This window comes from Pseudomonas lalkuanensis, from assembly GCF_008807375.1.
GTDB lineage: Bacteria > Pseudomonadota > Gammaproteobacteria > Pseudomonadales > Pseudomonadaceae > Metapseudomonas > Metapseudomonas lalkuanensis.
In genome coordinates, this window is sequence record NZ_CP043311.1 from 3,057,652 (window position 1) to 3,071,273 (window position 13,622).

Genomic DNA, 13,622 nt, shown 5'->3' on the forward strand with positions numbered 1-13,622 from the left:
GCTGCCCTTCGAGGCTGCAGGGTGCAACGGTGTTGCCCTTGGCGAATGAATTCGCCCCCACGCATGGTTCCCATCAGAAAGCGAAGCAGGAACAGCCCAGCGCGCCCCAGAAGCCCTGGTAATCACTCACCGGCACACTCGACTGGCGCGCCCGCTCGTGGCTGTGGGCATGCACGGCGCAGGCACCGACGCACTGGTGCACCTGGGCGGCGAGTGGCGCGGCGGGCTTCCAGTGGCCGGGCACCTTGGCCACCGGCGACCATTCGGGCAGCACCGGCACCTGCGGCGGGCCGAGCTTGTCGAACTCGGCGGCGGCATGGACCACCTTGCCGTCGACTATGGTCAGCACCGACTCGATCCACTTGATGGCTTCTTCCTCGACGCTGAAGAAATCCGCCGACAGGGCCGCCACATCGGCCAGTTGGCCCACCTTGATCTGCCCCTTCTTGCCCTGCTCGCTGGAGAACCAGGCGCTGCCATGGGTGAACAACTCCAGGGCGGTGGCGCGGGACAGGCCCTGGGGATACAGCTCCAGGCCGCCCACGGTCTTGCCGCTGACCAGCCAGTAGAGCGAGGTCCAGGGGTTGTAGCTGGACACCCGGGTAGCGTCGGTGCCGGCGCCCACCGGCACGCCTTCGGCGAGCATGCGCTGGATCGGCGGGGTCTGCTCGGCGGCCTTGGCGCCGTAGCGGTCGACGAAGTACTCGCCCTGGAAAGCCATGCGGTCCTGGATGGCGATGCCGCCGCCGAGGGCGCGGACCCGCTCGATGTTCTTCGGCGAGATGGTTTCGGCGTGGTCGAAGAACCAGGGCAGGCCGTTGAACGGGATGTCGCGGTTGACCTTCTCGAACACGTCGAGCATGCGCGAGATGGATTCGTCGTAGGTGGCGTGCAGGCGGAACGGCCAGCGCTGTTCCACCAGGTGGCGGACCACCGGTTCCAGCTCCTGCTCCATGCTCGGCGCGAGATCCGGACGCGGTTCGAGGAAGTCCTCGAAGTCGGCGGCGGAGAACACCAGCATCTCGCCGGCGCCGTTGTGGCGGAAGAAGTCGCTGCCGTCGCCCGGTTTCACCACCTTGCTCCAGTTCTTGAAGTCGGTGAGTTCTGCCTTGGGCTTCTGGGTGAACAGGTTGTAGGCGATGCGCACGCTCAGCTGACCCTGGTTGGCCAGTTCCTGGATCACCTGGTAGTCGTCCGGGTAGTTCTGGTAGCCGCCGCCGGCATCGATCGCGCTGGTCAGGCCCAGGCGGTTGAGTTCGCGCATGAACTGGCGGGTGGAGTTGACCTGGTACTCCAGCGGCAGCTTCGGCCCCTTGGCCAGGGTGGCGTAGAGGATGGTGGCGTTGGGCCGGGCGATGAGCATGCCGGTGGGGTTGCCGTTGCCGTCGCGCTGGATTTCGCCGCCGGGCGGGTTGGGGGTGTCCCTGGTGTAGCCCACCGCCTTCAGCGCGGCACGGTTGAGCAGCGCGCGGTCGTACAGGTGGAGGATGAACACCGGCGTATCCGGCGCCGCGCGGTTGATCTCTTCCAGGGTCGGCATGCGCTTCTCGGCGAACTGGAATTCGTTCCAGCCACCGACCACCCGCACCCACTGCGGGCTGGGGGTGCGCTCGGCCTGGTCCTTGAGCATGCGCAGGGCGTCGGCCAGGGAGGGCACGCCTTCCCAGCGCAGTTCGAGGTTGTAGTTGAGGCCGCCGCGGATCAGGTGCAGGTGCGAGTCGTTGAGGCCGGGAATGACGGTGCGCTGCTTGAGGTCGATGACCTGGGTGGCGTCGCCGCGCAGGGCCATCGCTTCGGCGTCGGTGCCGACGGCGAGGAAGCGGCCGTCCTTGATGGCCACGGCGCTGGCGGTGGGTTTCTCGCGGTCGACCGTGTGGAAGCGGCCGTTGAACAGGATCAGGTCAGCGGACATGGAACCCCCTGAGGTGGCATGGGCGGAGCCGGCGGCGCCGGCGAAAGGCAGTGCGGACCAGAGTGCGCCAGCGGCGCCCAGCACGGTGCTGGCGGCGAGGAACTGGCGGCGGCCGTTGCTGGTTGGGTCTTCGTTCATTGTGTTCCTCCAGCGCGCAGCCAGCCGGAGAACAAGCGCGTTGCCGCTGGCATGAACAGATAGACGACCAGCAGCACGATGCTGGCGGTGATCACCACGTTGCTCGCCACATAACCCCCGAGCCAGGGCTGCAGCTTGAACAGTGGCTGCCAGAGCAGCGGCACCAGCAGCGCCAACGGCAGGATGACCAGGAACGTGACGCAGGCCTGTTTCCAGCGTGGTGGCTGGTAACTGTTGAACGGAGTGAACCAGAACTCTGCGTCGTTGTAGACCAGTGGGTGGTCACCCTCCTCCAGTAATGGCTGCACTTCCGCGATCAGCGCCGCACGTTCGGCTGAGTCGATCCACGCTTGCAACTGGGAGGCCTGGGCAAAACGCACCACGGTAGTAAAGGTATCTCCCCCGCCGTCAGGACGAATGACGTTCACGCCGAGGTGGCCCGGCTGGTGCCGGGCTGCCTTGACGGCCCTACGTAGCCACCCTTCGTATTGTCCCAGCGTGCCGCTGCGCACCTTGTGCTGGATAACCAGAGTCACCACGCTGTTCAGGTCAATGGCATCGGTGCCCATATGCGTCCCGTAGGTTCGTCCGTCGATGTCGCCCACTATGGCTTCCCCTGTAGCTCCGGGATTGGACGCATGTGCTGCAACGGCTCCGCCTTCGCGAACTCGCGTTAACCAGGTTTAACCTCCATTAACTGGCGGTCCGCATCGCCTCCCCCAAAGATCGGTTCCAGGTATTCGGAGCAGGGAGAGGACGAGAATGCTGCAGACCACTATCGCAACCGCAAGAGCGACTGCCACGCCAGTCCAGCGCAGCCTTGCATCCTGGCAACGTGAACATGCCCAGACACTATTGATGGAGCACCTGGATATCGGTATCGATGTGACCACCGTGGCCGCCCGGTGCGGCCTGTCGCGCAGCGACTTCAGTCGCAAGTTCAAGGTCAGCACCGGATATTCGCCGCAGGCCTGGCTGCGCCTGCAGCGAATCGAAAAGGCCAAGCACCTGCTTACCGACGCGCGGCTTTCACTGGCAGAAATCGGACTGGAATGCGGGTTCTGCGACCAGGCTCACTTCTGCCGGATCTTCACCCGCCTGGAAGGCATCACACCGCTGGGCTGGCGGCGCCTGGCGGGCTGAGAATGTAAGCGCGAGCGATGTTGGGTACCCGGTAAGCTAAACCGCGCTCGCCCTGCTCCACCATCAGGAGCGATTTGTCCGCCAGTTGGTGCACCGCGGCGAATATGCATTCGGGGCATAGACGGGCGTCATCCAGCAGGTCCACCGCTGCGTCCAGCGTGAACGCGCCTCTCATACGGGCCAGCAGGCGCAGGCACAGCTGCTCGCTAGTGCTCAATTGGCAAAAGCTCCAGTCGTAGGTGGCACGCAAGCTTTGCTGACGTGCCGGGGCGGTACGCCGTCCCGGCATCTGCAGGTGGTACTGGGTGTCGAGCAGCGCCGCCAGTTCGACGAGCCCGAGAACGCCCACCTGCCGGGCGGCTATCTCGATGGCCAGTGGAATCCCGTCCAGCCGCCGACAGATTTCGATGATGGCCCGGACTTGAGCTCGGCGCAGTTGAAGGCGCTGCGAAACTTCGCGGGCACGCTGCATGAACAACTGCACCGCTGAACAAGCCATGGCCTGTTCCAGCGACAGCTCAGTGGTCTTTGGAACGTCCAGAGGTGGCAGGCGCAGAACGTGCTCGCCTTCGGCGCGCAGCGGTTCGCGGCTGGTGGCCAGCACGTGCAGTGCCGGATGCAGACGTAGCAGATGCTCCACCGCTTCTGCGCAGACTCTCGCCAGGTGTTCGCAATTGTCGAGCAGCAGCAACGCAGGTTGCCCCGTCGGCTCACCGAGCATGCGCGCGAGGGTATGGTGCAGCGACACTCCGTCAGGGTCCTTCGACAGGTCGAGAAAACAGGTCAGGGTGAAATGCGCCCGAACCTTGTCGGCGACGTGGATCGCCAGTGAAGTCTTGCCCATGCCGCCCGGCCCTACCAGCGTCAGCAGGCGGGTGCGAGGCAGCTCCGCAATCAGGTGCCGGATGAAGTCGTCGCGCCCAACCAACCCCATCAACGACACTGGGAGATTGCTCAGCTGCGACTCTCGCAGCTGCGTCGCCGGCGACGCTGCCAGGGTCTCCACCACACCGATGAATCCGTATCCACGCAAGGGCACATTGGTGATGTAGCGTTCGCCGGTTCGTCCCTCGCCCAGCGCCCGGCGCAAGGCAGCAATGTGCACCCGCAGATTGATCTCCTCAACCACGGTTGCTCCCCAGACCTGCGCGATGATGGTGTCTTTACTGATGATCTCGCCGGGCCGCGTGATCAACACCTGGAGGATGTCCAGGGCGCGGCTTCCGACGCGCACAGGCCGGTCGCCCTGCAACAACCGGCGCTTGTACGGGTAGAAGCGGAAGCTCCCGAACTGCAGGATGGTCTCAGTGCCGAAGTCTATGTTTACACTCATCTGCCATGCGTCTCTCTTGTCGGCGGATCGCTCTAAACCGTGGCCTTCAGGCGACGCCGCAACCTACGGGCGGATGCTTTTCATCGAAGTTGAAGAGATATTGGCGCCCCCCGGATGACAGCGCAATTCAGCCAGGGGGAAGGATTCGGCCAATCTGGATGCGCGAAACGGTCAAGCTCAATTGAAGTGCTGGCGGTACTGGCTCGGGGTCATGCCGATACGCTCGCCGAATACCGTGCGCATTTGCCGGGCACTGCCGAAGCCGCTGCGAAAGGCCACCACCTTCAGAGGCAAATCACTACTCTCAAGCAACTTGCGGGCATGGTCGATGCGCGCGTTCTGAACGTACTGCATGGGTGTGAGCTTCACTTCGCGCTGGAACGCCCGTGCGAAGTTGCGCGGACTCATCGCCACCAGTTCGGCCAGCCGATTGACCGACAGCGGCTCGTCGATATGGTCCACCACGTAGGCCTGGGCCTGGGCGATAGCCGAGCCGTCACGCACAACAGCCGCCAACAGCGGTCCATAGGGGTTCTGGCCACCCTGGCGCTTCATCACGACCAGCAGCACCTTGGCCACTTCCAGTGCCACCTCCTTGCCGTGGTCCTCGGCCACCACGGCCAGTGCCATGTCGATGCCGGCCGTGACGCCACCCGAAGTGATCAGGTTGCGGTCGACGACATAGATCTGCTCAGCCTCGACCCGAGTGTCCGGAAATCGCGCAGCCAACCGCGCCAGATAATTCCAGTGGGTAGTGCAGCGATGCCCGTCGAGCAGCCCCGCCTCACCGAGCAGGAAGGTACCCGTGCAAATCCCTCCGTAACGCCGTGCACTGCGCGCTGCGTCGGGCAACCAGGCGGTGAGCACCGCGCATGGGGCGTTGTACGCACCCGGCCCGCCCGGCACCAACAGCAGATCGACGCTGGCCGGAAGTTCTTCCAGGCGCAGATCCGCCAGGAGATTCAGCCCGCTGGAGGCCCGCACGCTGCCGCCATCCACCGCGGCGGTCAGCAGCCGGTAATGGCACTCTGGCGGCAAAAAGCGGTTGGCCATTGAGAACACCTCCAACGGCCCCGAAACATCAAGCGCCAGTACATCGCCATAGAGCACCATTACCACCGTCTTCATCGAACCACCTTTCCTGCAGTCACACACTCCGGGCCTTTGGCAGAATTGCGCCGCCCGCGTCTTGGGAAGCCAATCTACCTAACCCATCCGACAGCGAATAGAACGTTTGCACCCTTGTCTGCACAGCGTGCCGAGCACATCGGTCCAAGAAATGCCTTGCCGCCGGAATCCATAGTTTCAGCGTCCCGTCGGCCCCAGGCCGGCGATTCCTCGCTCTGGAACTGCGCACACCACCCAAGGAGATACGCCCATGGCCACCGCTTCCGCCGTTCCCGGCAAGACCCTGCTGACTCCCACCGACCACACCCTGATCATGATCGACCACCAGTCGCAGATGTCATTCGCTACCAAGTCGATCGACGCGGTGACCCTGCGCAACAACGCCGCGCTGGTTTCCAAGTCGGCCAAGGAATTCGGTGTTTCCACCATCCTCACGACGGTAGCCGAGAAGAGTTTTTCGGGCCCGATCTTCGATGAAATCAAGTCGGTATTCCCGGATCACAAAGTCATCGACCGTACCAGCATGAATACCTGGGAAGACCCGCGCATCGCCGTTGAAGTGAACAGGTTCGGCAAGCAGAAGATTGTCCTGGCCGGCCTGTGGACCTCGGTGTGCATCGTCGGCCCGGCGCTGTCCGCGCTGGACCAGGGCTTCGAGGTCTACGTGATCGCCGACGCTTGTGGCGACGTTTCCACCGAAGCCCACGAGATGGCGCTGCAGCGCATGATCCAGCTTGGCGCGCGCCCCATGACCTCGCTGCAATACCTGCTTGAACTGCAACGCGACTGGGCCCGTGGCGAGACCTACGACCAGACCGTGAAGACCTCCATTGAGCATGGCGGCGCCTACGGCCTGGGCCTGATCTACGCCAAGACGATGTTCAATGCCAGCGAAGGCCACTGAGCCCGAGCGGGGAGCGGCTCTGCCGCTCCCTTCATCAGAATGCTTTCCTGCACGCCCGCGCTTTCTCTTCATCCCCCCCGTTCCGACGAGGCCTTCCACAACAGCGCCAGATTCGTCAGCAGGGCCAACCCGATGGCAGCGCCAGCGACCGCGAATGAGCCGGCGCGACGGGCTAGCGCGCCTCTGGCCCCAGCGCGCTCCCCTGCCCTACGACATCCGGCTGGTACCCCATGAGGATGCGCGCCACCCAGCCCGGGTGCGGGCGGTGACCGACGCCCTTGCCCAGGCGGAAACAGCCCGGCGCCTGAGACTTGGACGCCCGTGCTATGCCGGCACCTGCATGAACTGGATCATGCGCTCGCGCAACCAGCGCTCGGCCGGGTCGTTGTCATGGGCTGAACTCCAGGCCATCGACAGCTCCGCCGGCCTGATTTCCAGCGGGGCATCCTCGGCACGCAGGCAGCTGTCTTCCACCAAGGTGCAGGCAGCGTAATCAGGCACGGTGGCGATCATCTCGGTATTGCGCAGCAATGCGCGCAGGCTGCCGAACTGGGGCACCGCGAGCACCACGCGGCGACTGCGGCCGATGCGCTCCAGGTCAAGGTCTATTGCCCCGTTCAGGTCCCCGGAGAACGACACCATCACATGGGGCCGCGCGCAGTACTCCTCCAGTGTGAGCGGACCGGGACGGCTGTCGGCGCGCAATACCTTTACACCGATATCGCGCAGTTTGCGGCGCTTGGCGTTGGCCGGCAGGTCGGTGGTGTAACTCACGCCGACCGTGATTTCACCCGAGGACAGCAGGGACGGCATCAGCAGGTAGTTGGCGCGGCGCACCACGACGACGATGTTCGGCGCCTCTTCCTGCAACCTGGCGAGCAGCGCCGGAAACAGACCGAACTCGGCGTCGTCGGACAGGCCAAGGCGAAAGGTGTTGCTGCTGTTGGCCGGGTCGAAGGTTCTGGCCCGGCTCACTGCGGCGGAAATCACATCCATCGCCGGGCATAGCTCTTCGAATATGTGCAGCGCCCGTGATGTGGGCTCCATGCCACGGCCACTGCGCACCAGCAGCGGGTCGTCGAACAGGTCGCGCAGGCGGCCCAGGGCGGCGCTGACGGTGGACTGGGTTATGAAGAGTTTTTCGCCGACGCGGGTCAGGTTCCGTTCGATCATCAGAGACTCGAAGATCACCAGCAGATTCATGTCCAGGCGGCGCAGGTCGTTTCGGTTCATGGTCCATCGTTCCCAAGACTGACGCGTCAATCGAACACACATGCGGGCGCATTTCCAGTACCGGTGTGCTCGGCCGCAGCACAAGGCAACAACGACCACCTGCAGTGAGATGGATTTGACGTTGGCTCAGCCGTGCAGCGGGTAATCAGTGTAACCACGATGGTCGCCACCGAAGAAACTCGCCGGATCGGGCGCGTTGAGTGGCAGGCCTTCGCGCAGGAGACGCGGCAGATCCGGGTTGGAGATGAAGGGCCGCCCGAAGGCGATCAGGTCTGCCCGGCCACTGGCGTCGGCTGGAATAGCTTCTGGGTCATTTGGGATGCTCGGCTTCAGGTAGGAAATCAGCTCGCAAATTGAGCTGGCAGGCGGTGGAACAGGAGGTGGTCGCCAATCTCGCGGCCGTGGTCGTAGAGGCTTCGGGCGAGCGCGACCTGTGGCAGCTCCCGGCGCACCAGGGACTTGTCCGGGGCGTTCGGAAATCGCCCGAGCGCCCTCACCAGCGTCAGCGCGTTGCTCGCCGCCTTTGATGTGCTGGCGGCCGTGTGTGGACGGGGAATGGCGGCGGCATCGCCGGGTAGAAGAACGCGTCGATCCACCATCCGCGCCATGGCGAGATCGCGAATGGCCTGGACGAAAGGCGCCCGCGTGACCTGCACCACCGCACGGAATGGCGGCGGATCACGGTAACCACTTCAGGTTGCAGCACGATGCCACCACCCCGGCGGTCCAGGTCGTGGACCGAACGTTCGAAGATGCCGACGTTCCAACCGATGCGGCGCAGCAGGTTGCCGGCGAACAGGCCGCCCAGGGAACCGCCTATGATCAGCGCGCGACGCGCGGATTGCAGTGGGATGTTCAGGTCCGGCATGGTTTCGTCCTCCAGTGGGGAGGCAATTTATGCTTGACTCCGTTGTTTGATAATCCAGCAGAATCGGGCAACTTCGTTGCGGATGACGCAAAGGTGGATACATGGACAGTTTTGCTGCACTCAAGGCGTTCGTCGCTACCGTAGAGGCCGGTGGCTTCGCGTCGGCCGGTCGGCAGATGGGAGTGGCGACCTCCTCGGTCACCCGGCAGGTGGATGCCCTGGAACACCATCTGGGCACGCGGCTGCTCAATCGCTCGACCCGGCGGGTAACGCTTACAGGCGCAGGGGAAAGCTACTACGAGCACGCAGTGCGCCTGCTGGCCGACCTGGAAAGCGCCAACCTGGAAGTCAGCGAAGCGGAAGGACCGCCTCGCGGGCAGCTCCGCGTCAGCCTGCCGGTTGCCTTCGGGCAGTTGCACATCGCCCCTGGCCTGCAGGCTTTCCATGAGCGCTACCCCGGCATCACCCTGGATCTGGTGCTGTCGGACGATGTAGCTGACCTGGTGGAACAGCGGCTCGATCTCGCCATTCGCCTGGGTGGCGTGGATTCACCCCATGTCGTGGCCCGGCGCATGGCGCCACATCGACGCTTGCTCTGCGCCAGCCCGGACTACCTGCGCCGCCACGGCGTCCCCGGCTCCCCCGCCGACCTCGCGCACCATGCCTGCCTGACCTTCGCCTACGCGCGTGGCAGCCGGCTGTGGCACTTCAGCGGGCCCAGCGAAGAATGCGTGCACGTGAGCGGCCCCATACGCGCCAATAATTCGCAGGTACTGCGCGAAGCTGCACTCAACGGCATGGGCCTGATCCTGATGGCCAGTTGGCTCCTGGGAGAGGACATCGAGGCCGGCAGGCTGCAGGTGGTTCTTCCGCAATGGAAGGCCGGGCTCGACAACGAGGACGGCGGCGTGCACGCCCTGTATCTGCCGAATCGGCGCAACTCGAAGAAGGTCCGCGCGTTCATCGACTTCTTTGTGGAGCGCTTCGGCGATCCTCCTTACTGGGACCACTCTTCCCCCTGAAACACCCGTCAGACCGGTCGCTGGAGTGCCCTCGGCAAACCAGCCGACCCCAGCGAAATACCTGCCCCAGAGGTGCAAAAGTGCTTGAAGAAATCGCATCGATGCACAAGTCCAGCGACGTCCCACCGGCCCACGCCAAAGGAGTTGGCCCGGCCAGCTCCCCACTCGTCGCCGGTCAGTACTCGATCCTGCGTAACCGCGACAGCAACCCGGACCCGAACAAAGTCCTGGACATCCCCTGCAGCGATAGCTTCTCGGTCATCGTCCAGCTCGAAGATTTCGCCTCCCACCGTTTGTGGCGTGGCGGGCAACTGGCCTACAAGGGCGGCCATGTCAGGGAGAGCACCTCCATCGCCTACCTTGGGGACGAGGTGAGATGTCAGCACTTGGCCGCCTATGACAACCTGCGCATCAACCTTCCGCGCACGCCGCTCGAAGACATGCTGTACGAGGAAGGTGTCAGCAGACGCATTGCCTTGAATTGCCCGCCCGGGACCCTTGATCCGGTCATCTATCACCTTACCCAGTCATTGCTGCCCGCCCTGAAGATGCCCAGCAAAGTGAACCAGCTGTACGTCGACCAGGTGATGCTCGCGCTGTGCACCCACATCAGCTCGCATTACGGGAACGTCACCCACTGGCAGGAACCGGTGAAGGGGCTGTCGGCGTGGCAGATGAGACGAGCCGAGGAGCTGATTGCCCATCACCTGGCAGACGGCATTTCAGTGACTGAACTGGCACAGGAGTGCTCGCTCTCCCGTAGCTATTTCACGCGCGCTTTCAAGCGAAGCACCGGCATGGCTCCCCATGAATGGTTGCTGAAGATGCGCGTGGATAAAGCCAAGCAACTGATGCTGCACTCCCGGCTCAACCTGTCACAGATCGGCCTGGACTGCGGTTTTGCGGACCAGTCCCACTTCTCCAGGATCTTCCTCAGGCTCACAGGCACCTCCCCGTCCAGATGGCGACGTTTTCATCGGCCGGGCAATCCGGACTGACGGGGCCATCGCTCGAACGGCGATTCCAATCCAGCACATCGATACAAGACGCGAAGGGGTGCTTCGCTCATCGTCAGGGTTTCAATCCATCCTGGAAGATGACGCCATGCATCGCTCTTCAATCGACTGGGCCCTGCTGTTCCTGCGTGTATCCGGCTGCCTGCTCCTGCTCGGCGTCCATGGCTTGCCCAAGTTGCTGAATTTCAGCCACGAGCTGACCGTCATCGAGGACCCGCTCCACCTCGGTGCCTGGCCCACGCTGAGCCTGGCGATCCTTGCGGAAGTATGGTGCCCGCTATTGATCATCCTCGGTCTGCTGACGCGGCTGGCTTGCCTCCCGATCCTGGCAGTGCTGCTGGTTTCGTTGTTCATCGTGCATCCGGAATGGAGCCTGGCCGAAGGACAGTTCGCCTGGTTGCTGCTGATCATCTTCGTCACCGTGCTCATCGCCGGACCGGGCCGCTTGTCCGTCTGCGGCAGGTTGTTGGAGCGCAGGCCATCGGCTGCGTGGATATCCTGACTGCCCAGCCTGTTCTGGAGCCGCTTCATGCCCACGCCGCGGAAATGCCTTGTCTTGTTTGCCCCCCTGATCGGGATACTCGATGCCCACGCGGAACCAGTACCCGATGCGCTGGAAACGCCAGGCTGGTCGCTGCTCACCCGCAATTACTTCCTGCATAACAACTTCCGCAGCGATTCGCCCAGCGGCCAAAACTACCGCCAGGAATGGGCACAGGGCTTGATTGGCGAAGTACGCTCCGGCTTCACGCCGGGCGCCGTCGGGTTGGGTGTCGATGGCCACGGGTTTCTCGGGGTGAAGCTCGACGGCGGTCGCGGTCATGCAGGCACCGGACTGTTGCCCCGCGACGACGACGGTCGCAGCGCCGATGATTACTCGAGCGCTGGTGCCAGCCTGAAGCTGCGGGTGGGGCGAAGCCAGTTGAAGTACGGCGAAATGACCGTCGAAACGCCGGTATTCGATACCGGAGACAAGCGCCTGCAGCCTGAGTACGCCACAGGTTTCCTGCTCGACAGCCTCGAAGTGGAGGACCTGCGCATCCAGGCCGGCCGCTTCACCGCCTTCAAGAACCAGGACTCCAGTTCGGGCCATGACGACTTCAGCGGCTATGGCGCGACCACAAGAGGCCGTGCCATTGGCCTGGCGGGCGTGGACTACACACCGCCGGGCCCTTTCAGCGGCGCCCTCTATGGGGCGCAACTGGACGACACCTGGCGCCAGGGTTACCTCAACCTGCGCCTGCAGCAGGATCCCGTGCTGCTCGACGCCAACCTCTACCGGACCCTCGACCAGGGTGCCGCGAACGCCGGCGCCATCGACACCCAGGCCTACAGCTTGTCGGCCAAGTACCTGGCCGGCGCACAGGCCTTCACCCTCGCCTATCAACGCATCGTGGGGGACACGCCCTTCGATTTCGTTGGCGGCGACTCCATCTACCTGGCCAACTCCATCAAGTACGCCGACTTCAACGGCCCCGAGGAGCGCTCCTGGCAGGCCCGCTACGATCTCGACCTGGCCCTGCTGGGGATTCCTGGCCTGACCTTCATGGCTCGCTACGTCCGCGGTCGCGACATCGACGGCACCAAGGCCCCGCCCGGCGGGGCATACAACCCCTTCGATCCGGCCACCGGCAGTTTCGTACCGCTGCAGGGCCGAGACGGCAAGCATTGGGAGCGGGACATCGACCTGCGCTATCGAGTGATGTCAGGTGCCGCCAAGGATCTCTCGATCAACCTCTCCCATGTCAGCCACCGGGGTAACTCGGCTCAGGCAGGCGATGACATCGACCGCCTCTACCTGATCCTTGAATATCCGCTCAAGGGCGGGCTGTAGCGAAGACGTTACCCCTCCCTGGACTGGATTGAGACTTCCGTTCTCCTTCTGCCTGGGGGAAATGACCGATGACGTTGCCAGGGTCACGTCACGATCGCGTGCTCGACGAGTCCGGAACAGGCGCGCGGGCCGGATCCAGATCAGAGGACCGATGACGCTCGGGAACCTGATCCGTCTCGTCCCCCCAGGTGCGATTGACGCGCCTGCCACGTATTACCGCTGGCCTTTCGGCTATCTCCTCGGCCCAGCGAACCACGTGCGTGTATTCATGAGCGGAGAGGAATTCGGCGGCCGAGTACAGGTGTCCCCGCACCAGCTGACCGTACCAGGGCCACACGGCCATATCGGCGATGGTGTAGGTGTCGCCTGCCAGGTATCGCTGGCCGCCTAGCCGGCGGTCCAGGACATCCAGCTGCCGCTTCACCTCCATGGCAAAGCGATTGATCGGATACTCGAGTTTCTCGGGGGCGTAGGCGTAGAAGTGCCCAAAGCCCCCTCCCAGGTAGGGTGCCGCCCCCATTTGCCAGAACAGCCAATTCAAGGTTTCCGTACGACCTGCCGGGTCGGTGGGCAGGAACCGGCCAAACTTTTCCGCCAGGTAGAGCAGGATAGATCCTGACTCGAAAACACGGATGGGCGAACCCGAACTGTGGTCCACCAGCGCGGGAATCTTCGAATTGGGATTGATCTCGACGAAGCCGCTGGAAAACTGTTCGCCTTCAGTGATGCGGATCAGCCACGCGTCGTATTCCGCGCCGTCGTGCCCCAGTGCCAGCAACTCTTCCAGCAGGATGGTGACCTTCACCCCGTTGGGCGTAGCCAGTGAATAGAGCTGCAATGGATGCTTGCCCACCGGCAGTTCCCTCTCATGGGTTGGACCGGCCACGGGACGGTTGATGCTGGCGAACTCGCCGCCGGACGGGGCAAGGTGCTGCCACACCCTGGGAGGGACATAAGGTGTCTTGGTCATGGGATGGACCTCATGGTTGGCTCAAACCGATCACGCGTCTGGCCACGGCCGGTGCACGGATCGAGTCGGGATGAATATGGTCTCGCGGAGTCTGGGCCTCCAGCCTTCCTCGCATGTCAGG

The 13,622-nt window shown here is 63.8% G+C and carries 13 protein-coding genes and 1 pseudogene; 6 read left to right on the forward strand and 8 right to left on the reverse strand.

The genetic code is table 11. The annotated features are described in order from the left end of the window. Positions 1 to 73: 73 nt before the first annotated feature. Both FXN65_RS14155 and FXN65_RS14160 read right to left on the reverse strand, forming a co-directional pair. The gene (locus FXN65_RS14155; RefSeq protein ID WP_151133799.1) at positions 74 to 2,050 is read right to left on the reverse strand and encodes an amidohydrolase; all 1,977 of its coding nucleotides are present in this window, start codon (positions 2,048 to 2,050) and stop codon (positions 74 to 76) included. Continuing rightward, complete coding sequence (locus FXN65_RS14160; protein ID WP_178119439.1) at positions 2,047 to 2,619, reverse strand: antibiotic biosynthesis monooxygenase; 573 nt, start codon at positions 2,617 to 2,619, stop codon at positions 2,047 to 2,049. The genes FXN65_RS14155 and FXN65_RS14160 overlap by 4 nt, the downstream gene beginning before the upstream one ends. A 193-nt stretch (positions 2,620 to 2,812) precedes the next feature. On the opposite strand from FXN65_RS14160, the gene FXN65_RS14165 reads away from it, so the two are divergent. Next, entirely contained in the window at positions 2,813 to 3,193 is a 381-nt protein-coding gene (locus FXN65_RS14165) for a helix-turn-helix domain-containing protein (protein ID WP_151133800.1), read from the forward strand. Here the strand turns inward: FXN65_RS14165 and FXN65_RS14170 are convergent. Both FXN65_RS14170 and FXN65_RS14175 read right to left on the reverse strand, forming a co-directional pair. Next, positions 3,159 to 4,526 (reverse strand): ATP-binding protein, encoded by a 1,368-nt coding sequence (locus tag FXN65_RS14170; protein ID WP_151133801.1) that lies wholly within the window; start codon positions 4,524 to 4,526, stop codon positions 3,159 to 3,161. The genes FXN65_RS14165 and FXN65_RS14170 overlap by 35 nt on opposite strands. 177 nt (positions 4,527 to 4,703) lie before the next feature. Beyond that, positions 4,704 to 5,654, reverse strand: a complete 951-nt coding sequence (locus FXN65_RS14175) for a GlxA family transcriptional regulator (protein WP_178119335.1) — start codon at positions 5,652 to 5,654, stop codon at positions 4,704 to 4,706. Between the two features lie 250 nt (positions 5,655 to 5,904). Here FXN65_RS14175 and FXN65_RS14180 point away from each other — a divergent pair, with 250 nt between their 5' ends. Continuing rightward, complete coding sequence (locus FXN65_RS14180; RefSeq protein WP_151133802.1) at positions 5,905 to 6,558, forward strand: hydrolase; 654 nt, start codon at positions 5,905 to 5,907, stop codon at positions 6,556 to 6,558. Between the two features lie 324 nt (positions 6,559 to 6,882). Here the strand turns inward: FXN65_RS14180 and FXN65_RS14190 are convergent, their stop codons facing one another. The 3 genes and pseudogenes from FXN65_RS14190 to FXN65_RS14200 all read right to left on the reverse strand — a co-directional run bounded on the left by FXN65_RS14190 (position 6,883) and on the right by FXN65_RS14200 (position 8,659). Then, positions 6,883 to 7,791 carry a LysR family transcriptional regulator gene (locus FXN65_RS14190; protein ID WP_151133803.1) on the reverse strand — a complete coding sequence of 303 codons (909 nt, stop codon included), beginning with the start codon at positions 7,789 to 7,791 and terminating at the stop codon, positions 6,883 to 6,885. Positions 7,792 to 7,917: 126 nt separating this feature from the next. Then, a pseudogene (locus FXN65_RS14195) lies at positions 7,918 to 8,079 on the reverse strand (alkene reductase); the annotation flags it as partial. A gap of 214 nt (positions 8,080 to 8,293) precedes the next feature. After that, positions 8,294 to 8,659, reverse strand: a complete 366-nt coding sequence (locus tag FXN65_RS14200; protein ID WP_212632313.1) for a hypothetical protein — start codon at positions 8,657 to 8,659, stop codon at positions 8,294 to 8,296. Between the two features lie 101 nt (positions 8,660 to 8,760). Between FXN65_RS14200 and FXN65_RS14205 the strand changes: the two genes are divergently transcribed. From FXN65_RS14205 to FXN65_RS14220, 4 genes are all read left to right on the forward strand, one after another. Beyond that, complete coding sequence (locus FXN65_RS14205) at positions 8,761 to 9,681, forward strand: LysR family transcriptional regulator (RefSeq protein WP_151133804.1); 921 nt, start codon at positions 8,761 to 8,763, stop codon at positions 9,679 to 9,681. Positions 9,682 to 9,761: 80 nt separating this feature from the next. Then, positions 9,762 to 10,679 carry a helix-turn-helix domain-containing protein gene (locus tag FXN65_RS14210; RefSeq protein WP_244620672.1) on the forward strand — a complete coding sequence of 306 codons (918 nt, stop codon included), beginning with the start codon at positions 9,762 to 9,764 and terminating at the stop codon, positions 10,677 to 10,679. A 106-nt stretch (positions 10,680 to 10,785) separates the two neighbouring features. Beyond that, positions 10,786 to 11,199: a DoxX family protein gene (locus FXN65_RS14215; RefSeq protein ID WP_151133805.1), complete on the forward strand. Its 414-nt coding sequence runs from the start codon at positions 10,786 to 10,788 to the stop codon at positions 11,197 to 11,199. 27 nt (positions 11,200 to 11,226) lie between these two features. After that, on the forward strand, positions 11,227 to 12,531 hold the full coding sequence (locus FXN65_RS14220) for an OprD family porin (RefSeq protein ID WP_151133806.1): 1,305 nt from the start codon (positions 11,227 to 11,229) through the stop codon (positions 12,529 to 12,531). Between the two features lie 88 nt (positions 12,532 to 12,619). Here the strand turns inward: FXN65_RS14220 and yghU are convergent, their stop codons facing one another. Further along, a complete protein-coding gene (gene yghU, locus FXN65_RS14225) occupies positions 12,620 to 13,501 on the reverse strand; it encodes a glutathione-dependent disulfide-bond oxidoreductase (protein WP_151133807.1) in 882 nt (293 codons plus the stop codon). Positions 13,502 to 13,622: the final 121 nt, after the last annotated feature.

Excerpts from the sequence above, each read along its gene's own strand:
- FXN65_RS14215 (WP_151133805.1), top strand. The coding sequence starts at position 10,786 with ATGCATCGCTCTTCAATCGACTGGGCCCTGCTGTTCCTGCGTGTATCC.
- FXN65_RS14200 (WP_212632313.1), bottom strand. The coding sequence starts at position 8,659 with ATGCCGGACCTGAACATCCCACTGCAATCCGCGCGTCGCGCGCTGATC.
- FXN65_RS14190 (WP_151133803.1), bottom strand. The coding sequence starts at position 7,791 with ATGAACCGAAACGACCTGCGCCGCCTGGACATGAATCTGCTGGTGATC.
- FXN65_RS14220 (WP_151133806.1), top strand. The coding sequence starts at position 11,227 with ATGCCCACGCCGCGGAAATGCCTTGTCTTGTTTGCCCCCCTGATCGGG.
- FXN65_RS14165 (WP_151133800.1), top strand. The coding sequence starts at position 2,813 with ATGCTGCAGACCACTATCGCAACCGCAAGAGCGACTGCCACGCCAGTC.
- yghU (WP_151133807.1), bottom strand. The coding sequence starts at position 13,501 with ATGACCAAGACACCTTATGTCCCTCCCAGGGTGTGGCAGCACCTTGCC.
- FXN65_RS14155 (WP_151133799.1), bottom strand. The coding sequence starts at position 2,050 with ATGAACGAAGACCCAACCAGCAACGGCCGCCGCCAGTTCCTCGCCGCC.
- FXN65_RS14180 (WP_151133802.1), top strand. The coding sequence starts at position 5,905 with ATGGCCACCGCTTCCGCCGTTCCCGGCAAGACCCTGCTGACTCCCACC.
- FXN65_RS14205 (WP_151133804.1), top strand. The coding sequence starts at position 8,761 with ATGGACAGTTTTGCTGCACTCAAGGCGTTCGTCGCTACCGTAGAGGCC.
- FXN65_RS14160 (WP_178119439.1), bottom strand. The coding sequence starts at position 2,619 with ATGGGCACCGATGCCATTGACCTGAACAGCGTGGTGACTCTGGTTATC.
- FXN65_RS14175 (WP_178119335.1), bottom strand. The coding sequence starts at position 5,654 with ATGAAGACGGTGGTAATGGTGCTCTATGGCGATGTACTGGCGCTTGAT.
- FXN65_RS14170 (WP_151133801.1), bottom strand. The coding sequence starts at position 4,526 with ATGAGTGTAAACATAGACTTCGGCACTGAGACCATCCTGCAGTTCGGG.